The 14,266-nt window shown below is 72.5% G+C and carries 12 protein-coding genes; 5 read left to right on the top strand and 7 right to left on the bottom strand.

What is annotated here, in order from left to right; all coding sequences use genetic code 11:
• The first annotated feature begins 314 nt into the window (after positions 1–314).
• Positions 315–1,409, top strand: a complete 1,095-nt coding sequence (locus tag OHS71_RS37445; RefSeq protein ID WP_328483766.1) for a baeRF3 domain-containing protein — start codon at positions 315–317, stop codon at positions 1,407–1,409.
• Between the two features lie 126 nt (positions 1,410–1,535).
• Complete coding sequence (locus tag OHS71_RS37440; RefSeq protein ID WP_328483765.1) at positions 1,536–2,561, top strand: Gfo/Idh/MocA family protein; 1,026 nt, start codon at positions 1,536–1,538, stop codon at positions 2,559–2,561.
• 13 nt (positions 2,562–2,574) lie between these two features.
• Here the strand turns inward: OHS71_RS37440 and OHS71_RS37435 are convergent, their stop codons facing one another.
• Entirely contained in the window at positions 2,575–2,988 is a 414-nt protein-coding gene (locus tag OHS71_RS37435; RefSeq protein WP_328483764.1) for an SsgA family sporulation/cell division regulator, read from the bottom strand.
• Positions 2,989–3,337: 349 nt separating this feature from the next.
• Here OHS71_RS37435 and OHS71_RS37430 point away from each other — a divergent pair, with 349 nt between their 5' ends.
• Positions 3,338–4,729, top strand: a complete 1,392-nt coding sequence (locus OHS71_RS37430) for a PP2C family protein-serine/threonine phosphatase (protein WP_328483763.1) — start codon at positions 3,338–3,340, stop codon at positions 4,727–4,729.
• Positions 4,730–4,753: 24 nt separating this feature from the next.
• Here the strand turns inward: OHS71_RS37430 and OHS71_RS37425 are convergent, their stop codons facing one another.
• A complete protein-coding gene (locus OHS71_RS37425) occupies positions 4,754–6,265 on the bottom strand; it encodes a DNA-binding protein NsdB (protein WP_328483762.1) in 1,512 nt (503 codons plus the stop codon).
• Between the two features lie 232 nt (positions 6,266–6,497).
• Between OHS71_RS37425 and OHS71_RS37420 the strand changes: the two genes are divergently transcribed.
• Together OHS71_RS37420 and OHS71_RS37415 are read left to right on the top strand one after the other, a co-directional pair.
• Entirely contained in the window at positions 6,498–7,628 is a 1,131-nt protein-coding gene (locus OHS71_RS37420; RefSeq protein ID WP_328483761.1) for an aminoglycoside phosphotransferase family protein, read from the top strand.
• Between the two features lie 242 nt (positions 7,629–7,870).
• Positions 7,871–9,802 (top strand): N-acetylmuramoyl-L-alanine amidase, encoded by a 1,932-nt coding sequence (locus OHS71_RS37415; protein ID WP_328483760.1) that lies wholly within the window; start codon positions 7,871–7,873, stop codon positions 9,800–9,802.
• Between the two features lie 7 nt (positions 9,803–9,809).
• Here OHS71_RS37415 and OHS71_RS37410 read toward each other — a convergent pair whose 3' ends face one another.
• The 5 genes from OHS71_RS37410 to OHS71_RS37390 form a co-directional block, all read right to left on the bottom strand.
• Entirely contained in the window at positions 9,810–10,307 is a 498-nt protein-coding gene (locus tag OHS71_RS37410) for a hypothetical protein (protein ID WP_328483759.1), read from the bottom strand.
• 363 nt (positions 10,308–10,670) lie between these two features.
• The gene (locus OHS71_RS37405; protein ID WP_328483758.1) at positions 10,671–10,913 is read right to left on the bottom strand and encodes a DUF397 domain-containing protein; all 243 of its coding nucleotides are present in this window, start codon (positions 10,911–10,913) and stop codon (positions 10,671–10,673) included.
• Positions 10,914–10,996: 83 nt separating this feature from the next.
• The gene (locus OHS71_RS37400) at positions 10,997–12,163 is read right to left on the bottom strand and encodes a thiolase domain-containing protein (protein ID WP_328483757.1); all 1,167 of its coding nucleotides are present in this window, start codon (positions 12,161–12,163) and stop codon (positions 10,997–10,999) included.
• Positions 12,160–13,230 carry a thiolase domain-containing protein gene (locus OHS71_RS37395; RefSeq protein WP_328483756.1) on the bottom strand — a complete coding sequence of 357 codons (1,071 nt, stop codon included), beginning with the start codon at positions 13,228–13,230 and terminating at the stop codon, positions 12,160–12,162. The genes OHS71_RS37400 and OHS71_RS37395 overlap by 4 nt, the downstream gene beginning before the upstream one ends.
• Entirely contained in the window at positions 13,227–14,171 is a 945-nt protein-coding gene (locus tag OHS71_RS37390) for a Zn-ribbon domain-containing OB-fold protein (protein ID WP_328483755.1), read from the bottom strand. The genes OHS71_RS37395 and OHS71_RS37390 overlap by 4 nt, the downstream gene beginning before the upstream one ends.
• Positions 14,172–14,266 lie beyond the last annotated feature (95 nt).

The raw sequence follows: 14,266 nt of genomic DNA, 5'->3' as shown, positions 1-14,266 counted from the left end.
CGTGATGGTCCGTCACGGAATCCCCCGATGCCTCACCCGGCTTGCTACCGATGAGTAACACCCTATCAAGCCCACGCACACAGCGGGTCGAACATATGTAAACCCTACGTATCCAACAGAGTCGAACCCAAGTGTTCCATGGAGATGACTACTTGAACTTCAAGTGATCATTTTTGATCGTACTTCGACACCGAACCCGCCATCCGGCACATTTTCGGCCACGCGGCGCGCCCCGATCGGCACGGTCCCCGTCCGTGCGCGATCCCGCCGTTCCCCCAAATGCCCCCTGGCCGGATCGGTCCTATGGTGCTGGTATGGAGCACGCACTCAGCCCCGCGACCCTCTCCGAACTGCGCCGCCCGCGGCCCTATCCCGCGGTGTCCGTGCTGACGCCGACCCATCGGCGGGAACCCGAGAACGCCCAGGACCGGGTCCGGTTGCGCAATGTCGTGGCCGAGGCGAAGAAGCAGCTCGAGAGCGACCCGGCGGTCACCCGGGAGCGGCGCGCCGACGTCGCCGACCAGCTGGACCGGGCCCTGGCCGAGGTCGACCTGGCGCACAGCGAGGACGGCCTCGTGATCTACGCCGCCCCGGGCGAGCACCAGGTGTGGTCCCTCGGCCGTGCCGTACCGGAGCGCGTCGTGCTCTCCGACACGTTCCTGACCCGCAACCTCGTCTCCGCCCGGGCCTCGGAACGGCCGTTCTGGGTGATGTCGGTCTCCGCCGACCGGGTCACACTGTGGAACGGCGGCGCCGACCGGGTCACCGAGGCGCGGGCCGGCGGCTTCCCGCTGGTCAGACGTGAGCAGAACTTCGACGCCGAGCGCATGGAACGGACCGGCGACCTGCCCAGCACCTTCCGTGACGAGGACACCCGCCGCTTCCTGCGCGACGCCGACACCGCCCTGGGCGCGCTGGTACGCGAGCGCCGGCGGACGGTGTACGTCACCGGCGAACCGGCGGCGCTGTCGCTCCTCGACGAGTTCGGGGGAGCCGCCCGGGACGCGGTGCACCTCCCGCACGGCGGGCTCTCCCACGGCACGCCGGACGCGGTGTGGCAGGCGGTGCGCCCGCTGCACGAGGCGCAGGCCCGCCGCGACACCGCCGCCGTCGCCCGGGAGCTCGACTCGGCCCGCGGGCACAAGACCTTCGCGGCGGGCGTCGACGAGCTCTGGCAGAGCGCCAGGGAGGGCCGGGTCCGGCTGCTGGCCGTCGAGGAGAACCACCGCGTCACGGTCCGCGACGGCGGCGACCATCTCGTCCCGGCCGCGAGCGGCGATCCGGACGCCCGCGAGGACATCGTGGACGAGATCGTCGAGCAGTGCCTGGAGACGGGCGCCGAGGTGCGCTTCGTGCCCGACGGCACGCTGGGCGACGCGGACGGGATGGCGGGGGTGCTGCGGTACTGACACCCGCCCGAGGGCGGCCCGGTCAGGATCCCGGCGTCGCCACGGTGCCCTCCCCAGGCCCTGTTCAGCGGCTTTGCCCGGCGGCGTACGCTACGGCGTGATCGTCGACCGGGAGGGTGAGGGCGCGTGGGTGACCTGCTGGGCGTCGCCGTACTGGGCGCCGGACACATGGGGGCCGATCACATTCGCCGCCTCGATCGCGTGGTGAGCGGGGCCAGGGTCGCCGCCGTGGCGGACCCCGACGCCGCACGCGCGAAGGAGGCCGTGGCAGGTATCCCGGGAGTGACGGTCCACACGGAGGCGGAGGCCGCCCTCGACGCGCCCGGGGTCGAGGCCGTCCTGATCGCCTCGCCCGGTCCCGCGCACCAGGAGGCGCTGCTGGCGGCTTTCGCCCGCGGGCTTGCGGTGCTGTGCGAGAAACCCATGGTGCCCGACCCGGCCGGAGCCCTGCGGGTGCTGGAGGCGGAGGCCAGGCTTGGCCGGCGGCTCGCGCAGATCGGGTTCATGCGGCGCTACGACGTCGAGTACCGCAGGCTCAAGGCCCTGTTGGACGACGGACGGCTCGGCCGGCCCCTGATGCTGCACTGTGTCCACCGCAACGTCTCCTCACCCGCGGGCTTCACCAGCGCGATGCTGATCGACAGCTCGGTGTCGCACGAGATCGACGCCGCCCGCTGGCTGCTCGGCCAGGAGCTGACCTCGGTCACCGTGCGGCGCCCGCGCCCCTCGTCAGGCGCCCCGCAGGGCCTGCTCGACCCGCAGTTCGTGCTCTTCGAGACCGAGGAGGGCGCCCTGGTGGACGTGGAGGTCTTCGTCAACTGCGGCTTCGGCTACCAGGTGCGCTGCGAGGCCGTGTGCGAGGCGGGCAGTGCGCGTGTCGGTGACGACCAGGGCATGCTCGTCACCGCACGGGGCGCCGCCGGCGCGGACGTGCCCCAGGACTACCTCGTACGGTTCGGGGACGCCTACGACCGCGAGGTGCAGGCCTGGGTGGACGCCACCCGGCGCGGCCGGGTCACCGGCCCGACCGTCTGGGACGGCTACGCGGCCTCCGCCGTCGCCGAGGCCGGCATCCGGGCACTGGAGAGCGGCGCCCGCGTCGCCGTCGAACTCGCCCCGCGCCCCGGCCTGTACGCCGGGGGCGGTCACTGACACCCGGCGGCCCTCAGACGTTGCCGAGCAGGGCTTCGAGGCCCTGGTCCACGGCGGCGCCGACATCCTCCCGGCCCGGCGCGACCACGGCGTAGCTGCGCACCAGGAACCTGCGCAGGGCGCCCGTGTCGAACTGGAGCAGGGCCAGACCGAGCGGGGAGTGGAACTCCACCACCGTACGGGCCCGCCCGCAGGGCCAGATGTGCACGTCACCGCTTCCGGCCGGACCGCTCACGCCCTGCTCCAGCAGGGCGCGCCCGAAGGTCCAGGTGACCGCCTCTCCCGCGAGGGAGACCTCCGCGGGGAAGTCGACGTGCACGGCGAACGGGTCGCAGGAGTCGTAGCGGAGCGTGGCGGGCACGGGCAGCTCCTGGTCTTCCGCGGTGATCAGACGGGCGCGGACAGGCTGTTCCAGAGTGATGTCCATGCATGTACGACCTCGGAGAGGCCTCCTGCATTACGCGAAAGCGGCGTCCAATTCGTGTGACCTGCGTCACAGAGCCCAGGGCCTGGAACATCAGCCCGCCGAACATGCGACCGATGGTCACCTCGACCCCCTCAGGCGTCCCCCAAGTCACGTACGTCACCTACGACTTGACCCCCCGAGCGCAGGTGTCGACCACTCCCCGCAGGGCCTCCGGATAGACAGTGGCATATGCCAGAAGCACCACTGAATCGTGTGTTGCCAAATCTCTTACACGCCGTCGCGGGCTGTGCAACAGTCGTAACGGCCCTTGTGTCAGCTTTCGCCGGACCGTCCCGCATCGGAGTGCGTCATGCCGCCCCCTGTCTCCGCGGATCGCCCAGCCGCCCGGCCGCCGGGGCGCGGCTCGGTCGACGCGCTGATCACACAGACACGCCGGCTCAAGGGCGACATGGACGCCGTGCGCCACGACACCCGCAGCGACACCGCGGACCCGCAGGAACGCTGGCAGCGCGCGCTCTACGACCTGGCCCTCCAGCAACTCGACGACCTGGGCGCGCACTTGGCCCAATTGCGTGACGGCCCGCCACCCGTGCCCGCCCCGACGCCCGCCACGCCGGTGCCGCCCCGGCCCGAGTCCCTGCTCAGCCGGGTCGGCAGCGCCGAGTGGAATCTGCTGACGGACGAGGCGTTCTGGTCCGAGGAGCTCTACGGCATCCTCGGCCGCGACCCCGCCGCTCCCCCGCTCACCCTCGACGAACTGCCCTCGCTCGTCCTCGACGAGGACCGGCCCAAGCTCACGACGATGGTCACCGACTGCCTCGTGGACGCCCGGCCCATCGACGGCGAGTTCCGTGTCGTGCGGCCGGACGGCGAGAGCCGCACCGTGCACATGATGGGCGAGCCCGTGCTCGACCCCGAGGGCGGCACCGCGTCGATGTGGGCCGTACTGCGCGACGTCAGCGCACTGCGCCGCAACCAGCGGGCGGTGCGCGACAGCCGTGACCGCCTCCAGCACCAGCAGCACCGGGCCCAGACCGAACACCGGCTCGCAGTGGAACTGCACGAGGCGGTGCTGCCGGCCTGGCGCGGCGCCCTGCGTCTCCCGCACCAGGGCCCCGGCTCCCTCGACGTCGCCGCCCACTACCTGCCCGCCGCGACGACGTCACAGATCGGCGGCGACTGGTACGACGCGCTCGAACTCTGCGACGGTCAGACACTGCTCAGCGTCGGCGACCTCACCGGACACGGCCCGTCCGTCAGTTCGAGCACGGCGATGATGCTGGGCGCCCTGCGCGGTATGGCGATGACGGGCACCGGGCCGGCCCAACTGATGTCCCTGCTCAACCAGTTACTGGACGCCACCGCGCAACCGGCCCTGGGCAGCGCGGTCTGCTGCCGCTACCGGCCCGACACCCGCACCCTGACGTGGGCGCAGGCCGGACACCCAGCCCCACTGCTGTTCCGCGACGGGACGGGCCGTCGGCTGGACGCCCCGGAAGGCGTACTCCTGGGCGCCACCGCACGCGCCGCCTACGGACAGGCCGAGGAGACCCTCGAAGAAGGCGACCTGCTCCTGCTGCACACCGACGCACTCGCGCCCCCCGACCGTCTCCTCGCCCTGGCGCCCCGTCTGGACAGGGCCCGCACCGCACAGGACTGCGTGCGGACGGCCATGGAGGAGTGCGGCGGGAGCGAGCGAGCGGACGACGCCTGCGTACTGGTCGCCCGGGTCACCCGGTGAGCCACCCGACCGCCGTCCACCGGCTCACACCTGAGCCCCGCTGCCCCCCTTGCCCGCCTTGGCGCCCTTCGGCCTCGGCAGCGCCTGCCTGATCTCCTCGCGCAGCTCGCTGATCCTCGGGTAGTCGGCGTACTGCGCGGTGAGCCGGTACATCTGGCTCAGCCGGTCCCAGGTGCGCCGGGAGGAGTTCGACCCCATCGACATCAGGGCCAGTCGCGCGAACCTGTCCGCCTGTTCGGGGTCGTCCGCGATGAAGCAGGCGGACGCCATGGACAGATGGTCGAAGATCTTCGAACGCTCCCGTCCGTCGACGCGCAGCGTGAGCGCCTTCTGCGCGTAGTACTGGGCCTGCGTGGCCGCCTGCGGCTCGAACTCGGCCAGCGTGCGGTAGGCCAGCGCCTGCATGCCGTACAGATCCTCGTCCTTGAAGGTCTGCATCCAGGACGGCGGGGTGACGTCGCCCTTGTCGGAGACGAAGAGGTCCTCCGCCCGGCCGAGGGTCCGGCGCATGGCCTGGCCCTTGCCCATCGACGCCTGCGCCCACGCCTCGACGGTGTGGAACATCGCCCGGGTGCGCGGCAGCGCGTGGTCACCGGAACCGGACTGGGCGAGGTTCATCAGGTCGAGGGCCTCGCCGGGCCGGCCGAGATGGACCATCTGACGGGCGGCCCGGGAGAGCGCCTCGCCCGCCCGTGGCCGGTCGCCGCCCTCTCGTGCGGCATGGGCGGCGATGACGAAGTACTTCTGGGCCGTGGGCTCCAGACCGACGTCGTGCGACATCCAGCCCGCGAGGACGGCGAGGTTCGCGGCGACGCCCCACAGGCGCCGCTGGAGATGGGCGGGGTGGCGGTAGGCGAGGATGCCGCCCACCTCGTTGAGCTGTCCCACCACGGCCTTGCGTTGCAGCCCGCCTCCGCGGGCGGCGTCCCAGGCCCGGAACACCTCGACCGAGCGTTCGAGTTCGTCCACCTCCTCCGTTCCGATGGGGGCGGCCTCGTAGCGGTCGAACCCGGCGGGGTCGGCATGGTGGAGGAGGGGATGGTCGATGACAGGTGCGTCGGAGGAGAGGGTGGGGTCGGTGTGCAGCCACTCGTACATGGCACTGCTGAGAGCTGATCCCGCTGCGAGCGCGGCACCCGCGCCCACCAAGCCGCGTCGGTTGAGCATGAGGTCCATTCCCGTGAATTCGGTGAGGACCGCAGCTGTCCGTTCGGGCGCCCACGGCACACCGTCGGGGTGTTCGACACTCCCGCCGCCGGGCCGTTTACCTGTACGCCCGTGCCGGACCAGACCGAGGTCCTCGATGGTCACGACACGGCCGAGACGCTCGGTGAACAGGGCCGCCAGCACCCGCGGCACCGGATCGCGCGGGATCTCTCCCGTGTCGATCCACCGCCGCACCCGGGAGGTGTCGGTCGACAGCTGGGGGTGGCCCATGGCCGCCGCCTGCCGGTTGACCAGCCTCGCGAGTTCACCCTTGGACCAGCCGGCCAGGCCGAACAGGTCCGAGAGACGGGTGTTGGGTTGTCCGCTCACGTCAAGCCCCCAGGTTCTCGGCTGAGTTGACAGTAGCCCGGTGAAAGTTGCCGGGCGACTATTCGCCAGGGTTCGCCAGGGTCCGCCAGATGGTGTGCCACTGGGCGACAGGTGTCAGGTAGGAAAGCGCCACCCCGACCCGGTCGCCGAGGGACATTCCCCAGGGTGTACCCGAAAGGACCGGTCGGGGCAGCGCTTTGACGTCCGGCACACGAAGGGATCTGTTTCCCCCATGTACGCAGCATCGTCCTCCGTGTCCGCCCCGCCCCGGTCGCTGCACACCCGTCCGGGCGGCGGCGGCCCCTATCTCGACCCCGCGCGCTCGGCGGCTCCCACGCTCGGCGCGGGTCCGGCCCGCCGCCCCGCGGGGCTCGGCGCCCAGCCGCTGAGCGGACGGCTCGACCTGTCCGGCCCGCAGGGCACCCAGTTGCGCACGGCGATCGCGTCCGTGCACCGGATCTGCCCGGAGTTCGCCCCGGTGCAGGTACTGCGCCGCAGCGGACGCTCGGTGCTCCTGGTCGGTACGACCGGGCGGAGCACGGCGGTCGCCAAGTGTTTACTCGACCACTCCCCCGCGTGGGCCGATCGGATCAGGCACGAAATAGCCGCATACCGCACGTTCGTCCGGCACCGCCCCCCGGTGCGGGCGCCGAGACTGATCGCGGCGGACCCGGACAACTGCACCCTGGTGATCGAGCGGATGCCCGGCCGGGTGGCTGCCCTCCAGCGGCATCCGACCGAGGCCCCGCCGCGGGCGGACATCCGCGCGGCACTCGGCGCGATCTGCCGGCTCAACGCCTGGCGGCCCCCGGCGGGGACCTTCGACGCGCCGCTGGACTACGCCGCCCGTATCTCCCGCTACCACGAGCTGGGCCTGCTCACCGACCGGGACATGGGCGACCTCCAGAAGCTGCTGCACGGCATCGCGGCCACCGCGGGCCGGCAGGGCATGGGCCAGTTCTGCCACGGCGACGCCCTCCTGTCGAACATCCTTCTCTCACCGGCCGGTCCAGTGCTGGTGGACTGGGAGCACGCGGGCTGGTACCTGCCGGGCTACGACCTGGCCACGCTGTGGTCGGCGCTGCGCGACGCGCCGGTGGCGCGCCGTCAGATCAGCCAGATCGCCCAGTCGGCGGGCCCGGCCTCACGGGACGCCTTCCTGGTGAACCTGATGCTGGTCCTGACCCGCGAGATCCGCACCTACGAGACGGCCGTGCAGCGCTCGATGCACGACCTGGCCCCCTCGGCGCCCCAGCCGGGTGGCACGCCGTCCGGCGAGGAACAGCGCCTGCTGCTGCGAAGGCTGCACGACGACTGCCAGCTGGCCCGTCGGGCGGTGCGCGCGGCGGTCGGCACCCGCTGACGGGACGAGGCCGGCGGTGCGCCTGAACGGGGGGCGCGCCACGGCCCCCCGAGGGTGCGTCAGCGGTGTCGCCGAGGGAAGTCCGCGGGCTGTGCGCATGATTGACGGGCTGTCGGCAAGCCGGTACGAGGTGACCCGTGCCAGGCCCCGCGCACTCCGCACGCCCGTCCCAGGAGGCCGCTTTGCGAAAATCCGCCACTCACCCAGGACCCGGCAGACAAGCCCGTAGAGCCGCAGGCGCCATGGCGTCCGCGGCTCTGCTGTTCCCGCTGCTCGGCGCGGCGTCCCCGGCCGACGCCCCGGCTCCGGAGGCCCCGGCCGACGGGGGTTCCTCCGGCCAGGCCCTTCAGCGGGCCTTCACCGCCGCGGCCGCCCAGTACCACGTGCCGCGGAGCCTGCTGCTGGGCGTCTCCTACCTCCAGTCCCGCTGGGACGCGCACGACGGAGCGCCGAGCGTGACCGGCGGCTACGGCCCGATGCACCTCACCGACGCCCGTACGGCGCTCGCCGCGGCCCCGCCGCGGAGCGAGGACGCGGAGGACGCCCGCGGCGACTCCGCCCGCCCGCCCCGGGTCGCGGCGCACCTGCGCCGGCCGTCGGGCGGAGAGCTCCCGGCCCGGCTGAGGACCCTGCCGAAGGCGGCGGAGCTCACCGGCCTCAGCCCGGCGGAACTGCGTACGGACCCGGCGGCCAACATCAAGGGGGGTGCCGCGCTCCTCGCGGCCGCGCAGAGACAACTGGGTGAGCCCCTGAGCGCCGACCCGGCGGACTGGTACGGCGCGGTGGCGCGTTTCTCGGGCGCGGACGACAGCGCGACGGCCGCCGGCTACGCCAACGACGTCTACGCCGTGCTCCGCACCGGCGAGAAGCGCACCACGGACACCGGTGAGCCGCTCGCCCTGGCCGCCAGGCCGGAGGTCGCGCCGCGGACGGCCCAGCTGCGGCGGACCGGCCTGCGCAGGGCCTCGGCCGCCGGCACCGAATGCCCGGCGACGGTGTCCTGCGAGTGGATCCCGGCGCCGTACGAGCAGTTCGGCGACAACGACTACGGCAACCACGACCTCGGCGACCGGCCGGCCGCCCCCGGCATCAGGTACATCGTCGTGCACGACACCGAGGGCGGCTGGGAAGGGGTGCTGGACATGGTCCAGGACCCCACGTACGTGTCCTGGAACTACTCGCTGCGCTCGACCGACGGCCACATCGCCCAGCATGTGAAGGCCAAGGACGTGGCCTGGCACGCGGGCAACTGGTACGTCAACGCCAAGTCGATCGGCCTGGAGCACGAGGGCTTCCTCGCCCGGCCGGACGCCTGGTACACGGAGGCCATGTACCGGTCGTCGGCGCGCCTGGTGAAGTACCTGGCCGCGCGCTACGGCGTCCCGCTGGACCGGCAGCACATTCTGGGCCACGACACCGTGCCCGGCCCGACCACCGCCACCGTCTCCGGGATGCACACCGACCCGGGCCCGTACTGGGACTGGCGGCACTACTTCGAGCTGCTGGACCGGCCCTTCACGGCGACGGCCCGCAAGGCCGGCGGCGGCCTGGTGACGATCCGCCCGGACTACAGCGCCAACCAGCCGGTGTACACGGGCTGTGTCACCAAGGGTGAACCGTGCGCGGCGCACGGTTCCGGCGCGGTGCGGCTGTACTCCGACCACGACGAGAAGTCGGCCCTGATCAAGGACGTCGGCCAGGGCTCGGCCCCCACCACCGGCGTGAACGACATCTCCTCACGCGTCTCCACCGGGCAGCAGTACGCGGTCGCCGACCAGTGGGGCGACTGGACGGCGATCTGGTTCCTGGGGCAGAAGGCGTGGTTCAGGAACCCGAAGGGGCATCCGACGGCGGTACCGGCGGCGGGCCAGGTGATCACTCCCAAGGACGGCCGCGACAGCGTTCCGGTCTACGGCCGCGCCTATCCGGAGGCGTCCGCCTACCCGGCGGGGGTGCCGGCCCAGACGGTGTCACCGCTGACCTACACCCTTCCGCGGGGCCAGAAGTACGTGGTCGGTGACAAGGTGCCGGGCGAGTACTACTACGCGGTCACGTTCGCCACCGGCTCGCACCGGGTGGTGACCGGCAAGGACCTCTACTACGAGATCCAGTACGGCCACCGGGTGGCGTTCGTGCGGGCCGCCGACGTCACGCTGATGCCGTCGCCGTCGTAGCCGCGCCTCAGTCCTGCTGGAACAGCTCCGCCGGGAGCGGTTTCAGCAGGGCGTACAGGTCGTCGGTGATGGGGCGGTCCCAGGCGGCGATGGTCACGAGGACGTTGTCGCTGCGGTCGAACTGCACGCAGGAGATCCGGCCCTCGGAGAGCTTGAGGCGGCGCACGATCAGGAGGTTGTCGCCCTGCATCACCGGCATGTCCTCGGCGCCGACGACGGTCACCTCCTCGTCGTTCTCCAGCGCGATCAGCAGCTGGGCCACCTCGAAGGGGACCTCGCCGTCCTCCACCTCACGGGCCGGGGAGCCCTCCGGCAGATTACCGATGATCATCGCGGGGCCTCGGCCGCCGAAGAGGTCGTAGCGCAGGAAGACGCCCTGGCAGCTGCCGTCGGGGGCGGGCAGCAGCCCGGCGCCCAGATTGCCGGGCCAGTCGCCCGGATCCATGGCCAGGACGTCGAAGTCGGGCCCGGCGGGCGTGGCGCTGCGGCGGCGGAGGAACGACATGCCGCCATGGTACGTGGACAGAGCCGTCCCGCGATCGCCGGGAGGGACGCGGTTCGCCGTTCGGGCGCCGTGGGCGGCCGGCCGGGGCTCCGCCGGCCACGGCCGGCCTTCCTGTCACCGCGCAGACGGCGCCGGCAAGAGGCGCCGGCACGCCTCCGGCCGGCTTCGGGCCGGCCTCGGCCACGGGTCTGTGCGCCTGCGTCCCCCGCCCGGACAGCTCCCCGGGCAGGTCCCGGAAGGGCGTACGGGGCCACGGAAGGCGTAGGGGGTCATGTACGGGAACCGGCGCGGCACGCCCGTGCCTGCACCCCCGTACGGGCGAGCCCCTCCGAGTCCTCTCCCGGCCGCCGGCCGGGACCGGGCTCAGGTCAGGTCGAACTCCCCCTCCCGTGCCCCCGACACGAACGCGCCCCACTCGGCGGGCGTGAAGATCAGGGAAGGGCTCTGGGGACGGCCACTGTTGCGCATCGCGATGAAACCCTCGACGAAGGCGATCTGGACATCCCCCCGCCCCCGGCTCGTGGACTGCCACTCGGCGCTGCTGAGGTCCAGCTCCGGCTTGTCCCAGCCCGTGAGCGGCTGCTGCTGGATGGTGCTCTCGGCCACGTCCGTGCTCCTCCCGGTTCGTCGTCCGCGGGCCAGCCTAGCGATCGGCCCCGGACGCCGACAGAGCACGTGAGGGGGACCTTTCAGGACTGCGGTGGCCGCGCTCCCACGAGCCACATGGCGAAGAACTGCGAGCCGCCGCCGTAGGCGTGTCCGAGGACCTTCCCGGCCCGCTCCACCTGGTGTTCCCCGGCCTGACCCCGCACCTGGAGCGCCGCCTCCGCGAAGCGGATCATGCCGGAGGCGCCGATGGGGTTGGTGGACAGGACGCCTCCCGACATGTTGACGGGCAGGTCGCCGTCCAGCTCCGTCACCCCGGCCTCGGTCAGCTTCCAGCCCTCGCCCTCGTCGGCGAAGCCGAGGTTCTCCAGCCACATGGGCTCGTACCAGGAGAACGGGACGTACATCTCGACGGCGTCGATGTCCCGGCGCGGGTCGGTGACGCCCGCCTGCCGGTAGACGTCGGCGGCGCAGTCCTTGCCGGCCTGCGGCGACACGGCGTCCTTGCCGGCGAAGAGAGTCGGTTCGCTGCGCATCGCTCCACCGAGCATCCAGGCGGGCGGCCGGGGGGCCCGGGCGGCTCCGGCCCGGTCGGTGAGGATCATCGCGCAGGCGCCGTCGGAGGAGGGGCAGGTCTCCGAGTAGCGGATCGGGTCCCAGAGCATGGGCGATGCCTGGACCTTCTCCAGCGTGATGTCGTGCTCGTGGAGATGGGCGTAGGGGTTCTTCAGCGCGTTGCGCCGGTCCTTGTACGCCACCAGCGAGCCGACGGTGTCGGGGGCGCCGCTGCGCCGCATGTACGCCCGTACGTGCGGGGCGAAGAAGCCGCCCGCCCCGGCGAGCAGGGGCTGCTGGAAGGGGATGGGCAGGGACAGCCCCCACATGGCGTTGGACTCGGACTGCTTCTCGAAGGCGAGGGTCAGCACGGTGCCGTGGACGCGGGCCGCGACGAGGTTCGCGGCGACGAGGGCGGTGGACCCGCCGACGGAGCCGGCCGTGTGGACGCGCAGCATCGGCTTGCCCACCGCGCCGAGTGCGTCGGCGAGGTACAGCTCGGGCATCATGACGCCCTCGAAGAAGTCGGGGGCCTTGCCGATGACGACGGCGTCGATGTCGGCCCAGGTCAGCTCCGCGTCGGTCAGGGCGCTCAGGGCCGCCTCCCGGACGAGTCCGGCGATCGAGACGTCCCGGCGGGCCGCGACGTGCTTGGTCTGGCCGATGCCGACGACGGCTACGGGCTCCTTGCTCATCGCGGTTCCCCTTCGAGTACGGCGACCAGGTTCTGCTGGAGACACGGGCCGGAGGTGGCGTGGGCGAGGGCGCGGTCGGACTCGCCCCGGTGGATGCGGGCGGCGGCCTCCCCGATGCGGATGAGGCCGGCGGCCATCATCGGATTGGCGGCGAGCGCGCCGCCGGACGGATTGACACGGACGTCGTCACCGAGCTTCAGCGCGGTGCGCAGGACGACCTCCTGTGCGCTGAACGGCGCGTGCAACTCGGCGGTGTCGACCGGCCGTTCGAACGCGCCGGCCTTCTCGGCGGCCAGCCGGGCGGAGGGCGAGTCGGTCAGGTCGCGCACGCCGAGCGCGTGGGCCTCGATGCGGTGGTCGATGCCCCGGATCCAGGCGGGCCGCTCGCACAGTTGCCTGGCCCGCTCGCCCGCCGCGAGGATCACGGCGGCGGCGGCGTCGCCGATCGGCGGGCAGTCGCCGGTGCGCAGCGGCCGTACGACGTAGTCGCCCTGCGGCACCGGACCGCGCGACTGCGCATGGGAGTTGGCGGTGGCGTCCTGCCGGCTGCGGGCCCCGATCGCGGCGAGGGCGTTCTCGTCGGTGGCGCCCGCGTCGATCAGCGCCTGTGCCTGGAGGGCGGCGAGGGCGACGGAGTCGGGCCACAGGGGGGCGACGTAGTAGGGGTCGAGCTGGCGGGTGAGCACGTCCCGCAGGGATCCGGGCGAGGACTTGCCGTAGGAGTAGACGAGCGCGGTGTCCGCGTCGCCGGTGAGCAGCTTGGTCCACGCCTCGTACAGCGCCCAGGCGCCGTCCATCTCGACGTGGGACTCGGAGACGGGGGGCCAGGCGCCGACGCCGTCGAGGGCGAGGGTGAAGGAGAAGGCGCGGCCGGCGAGGTAGTCGCTGGAGCCGGAGCAGGTGAAGCCGATGTCGGCGGTCTTCAGCCCGGTCCGGTCCAGGACGCTGTGGAGGACCGGCATGAGCATCTCGACCTCGGAGACGTCGTCGGTGGTGCGCAGGACGTCGGTCTGCGCGAAGGCCACCACCGCGATGTCGCGGACGCCTGAGGATTCCTCGCGGGTCACAGCAGCTCCTTGTAGACGTCGTAGTCCGCGTCGGGTTCGCCGGTCGGGCGGTAGTGGTCGGGGTAGCGGGCGCCCTGCGTCCACACGGGTTCGACGCGCAGGCCCATGCGCACCTGGTCGTAGGGGATGCCGCCGATGCGTCCGTGCAGCGCGAGGTCGGCGCCGTCGAGGGCGATGTGGGCGTAGACGTAGGGCACTTCGATGTCGAGGTTCTTCGCCTTGATGTTGACGATGCAGAAGGTGGTGACGGTCCCGCGCGGTCCGACCTCGACCTGCTCGGCGGTCGGCACTCCGCAGGTGGGGCAGGCCCCGCGGGGCGGGACGTACACCTTGCGGCAGGAGGGGCAGCGTTCGCCGACCGTGCGCCGGGTGGAGAGCGCGGCGATGTAGGCGGACTGGGCGCGGCCGGGCGAGTAGGTGTAGTCGAGACGTGCGGGGGCGACGATTCCGGTGACCCGCTCGCCCCCGGGCTGCCCGGAGGTCCTGGCCGGCCGGCCGGGGTCGCCGTCGTACGGCTCGAAGCAGGCGATGTCGGTGATGGCGCCGGCGCGTTCCGCGGCCCAGCGGATCCTGACCCGCATTCCGGTGCGGACGGCGTCGGGGCCGGGGGCGTCGAGGGCGTGCAGGAGCGCGGTGTCGGCGCCGTCGAGGCGGACCAGGGCCCAGGCGAAGGGGGTGGCGAGGGGCTGGCCGCGGCGGGGTGCGGGGTTCCACGCCCAGGTGGTGACCGTGCCGGTGGGCGCCACCTCGACCATGTCGTGGATCTCGTCGGCGGTGACGGGGTCGTACTCGACGGGCGGTACGAGGGTGCGGCCGTCGGACGTCTTCACGCCGAGGACGACCTGCTCGCGCAGGCCGGTGAGGAAGGCGCCCTGTACGGGACCGAGGGACCGGGTGAACGGAAACTCGACGACGAGCGGTGCTTTGAGAACTTCGGGCATCGGGGCTGCCTCCCTGGGAAGCCGACGTCAGCGGGAGCGCCCCGAAAGGGGCGCGGGGAACTGCGCGACCAGCCACGACGGACCCGCAGTATGGC

It is taken from the genome of Streptomyces sp. NBC_00377 (genome assembly GCF_036075115.1).
GTDB lineage: Bacteria > Actinomycetota > Actinomycetes > Streptomycetales > Streptomycetaceae > Streptomyces.
The sequence above is the reverse complement of the archived record's forward strand: the minus strand, read 5'-3'. Positions and strand labels throughout refer to the sequence as shown.

Excerpts from the sequence above, each read along its gene's own strand:
- OHS71_RS37430 (WP_328483763.1), top strand. The coding sequence starts at position 3,338 with ATGCCGCCCCCTGTCTCCGCGGATCGCCCAGCCGCCCGGCCGCCGGGG.
- OHS71_RS37400 (WP_328483757.1), bottom strand. The coding sequence starts at position 12,163 with ATGAGCAAGGAGCCCGTAGCCGTCGTCGGCATCGGCCAGACCAAGCAC.
- OHS71_RS37420 (WP_328483761.1), top strand. The coding sequence starts at position 6,498 with ATGTACGCAGCATCGTCCTCCGTGTCCGCCCCGCCCCGGTCGCTGCAC.
- OHS71_RS37410 (WP_328483759.1), bottom strand. The coding sequence starts at position 10,307 with ATGTCGTTCCTCCGCCGCCGCAGCGCCACGCCCGCCGGGCCCGACTTC.
- OHS71_RS37445 (WP_328483766.1), top strand. The coding sequence starts at position 315 with ATGGAGCACGCACTCAGCCCCGCGACCCTCTCCGAACTGCGCCGCCCG.
- OHS71_RS37415 (WP_328483760.1), top strand. The coding sequence starts at position 7,871 with ATGGCGTCCGCGGCTCTGCTGTTCCCGCTGCTCGGCGCGGCGTCCCCG.
- OHS71_RS37435 (WP_328483764.1), bottom strand. The coding sequence starts at position 2,988 with ATGGACATCACTCTGGAACAGCCTGTCCGCGCCCGTCTGATCACCGCG.
- OHS71_RS37390 (WP_328483755.1), bottom strand. The coding sequence starts at position 14,171 with ATGCCCGAAGTTCTCAAAGCACCGCTCGTCGTCGAGTTTCCGTTCACC.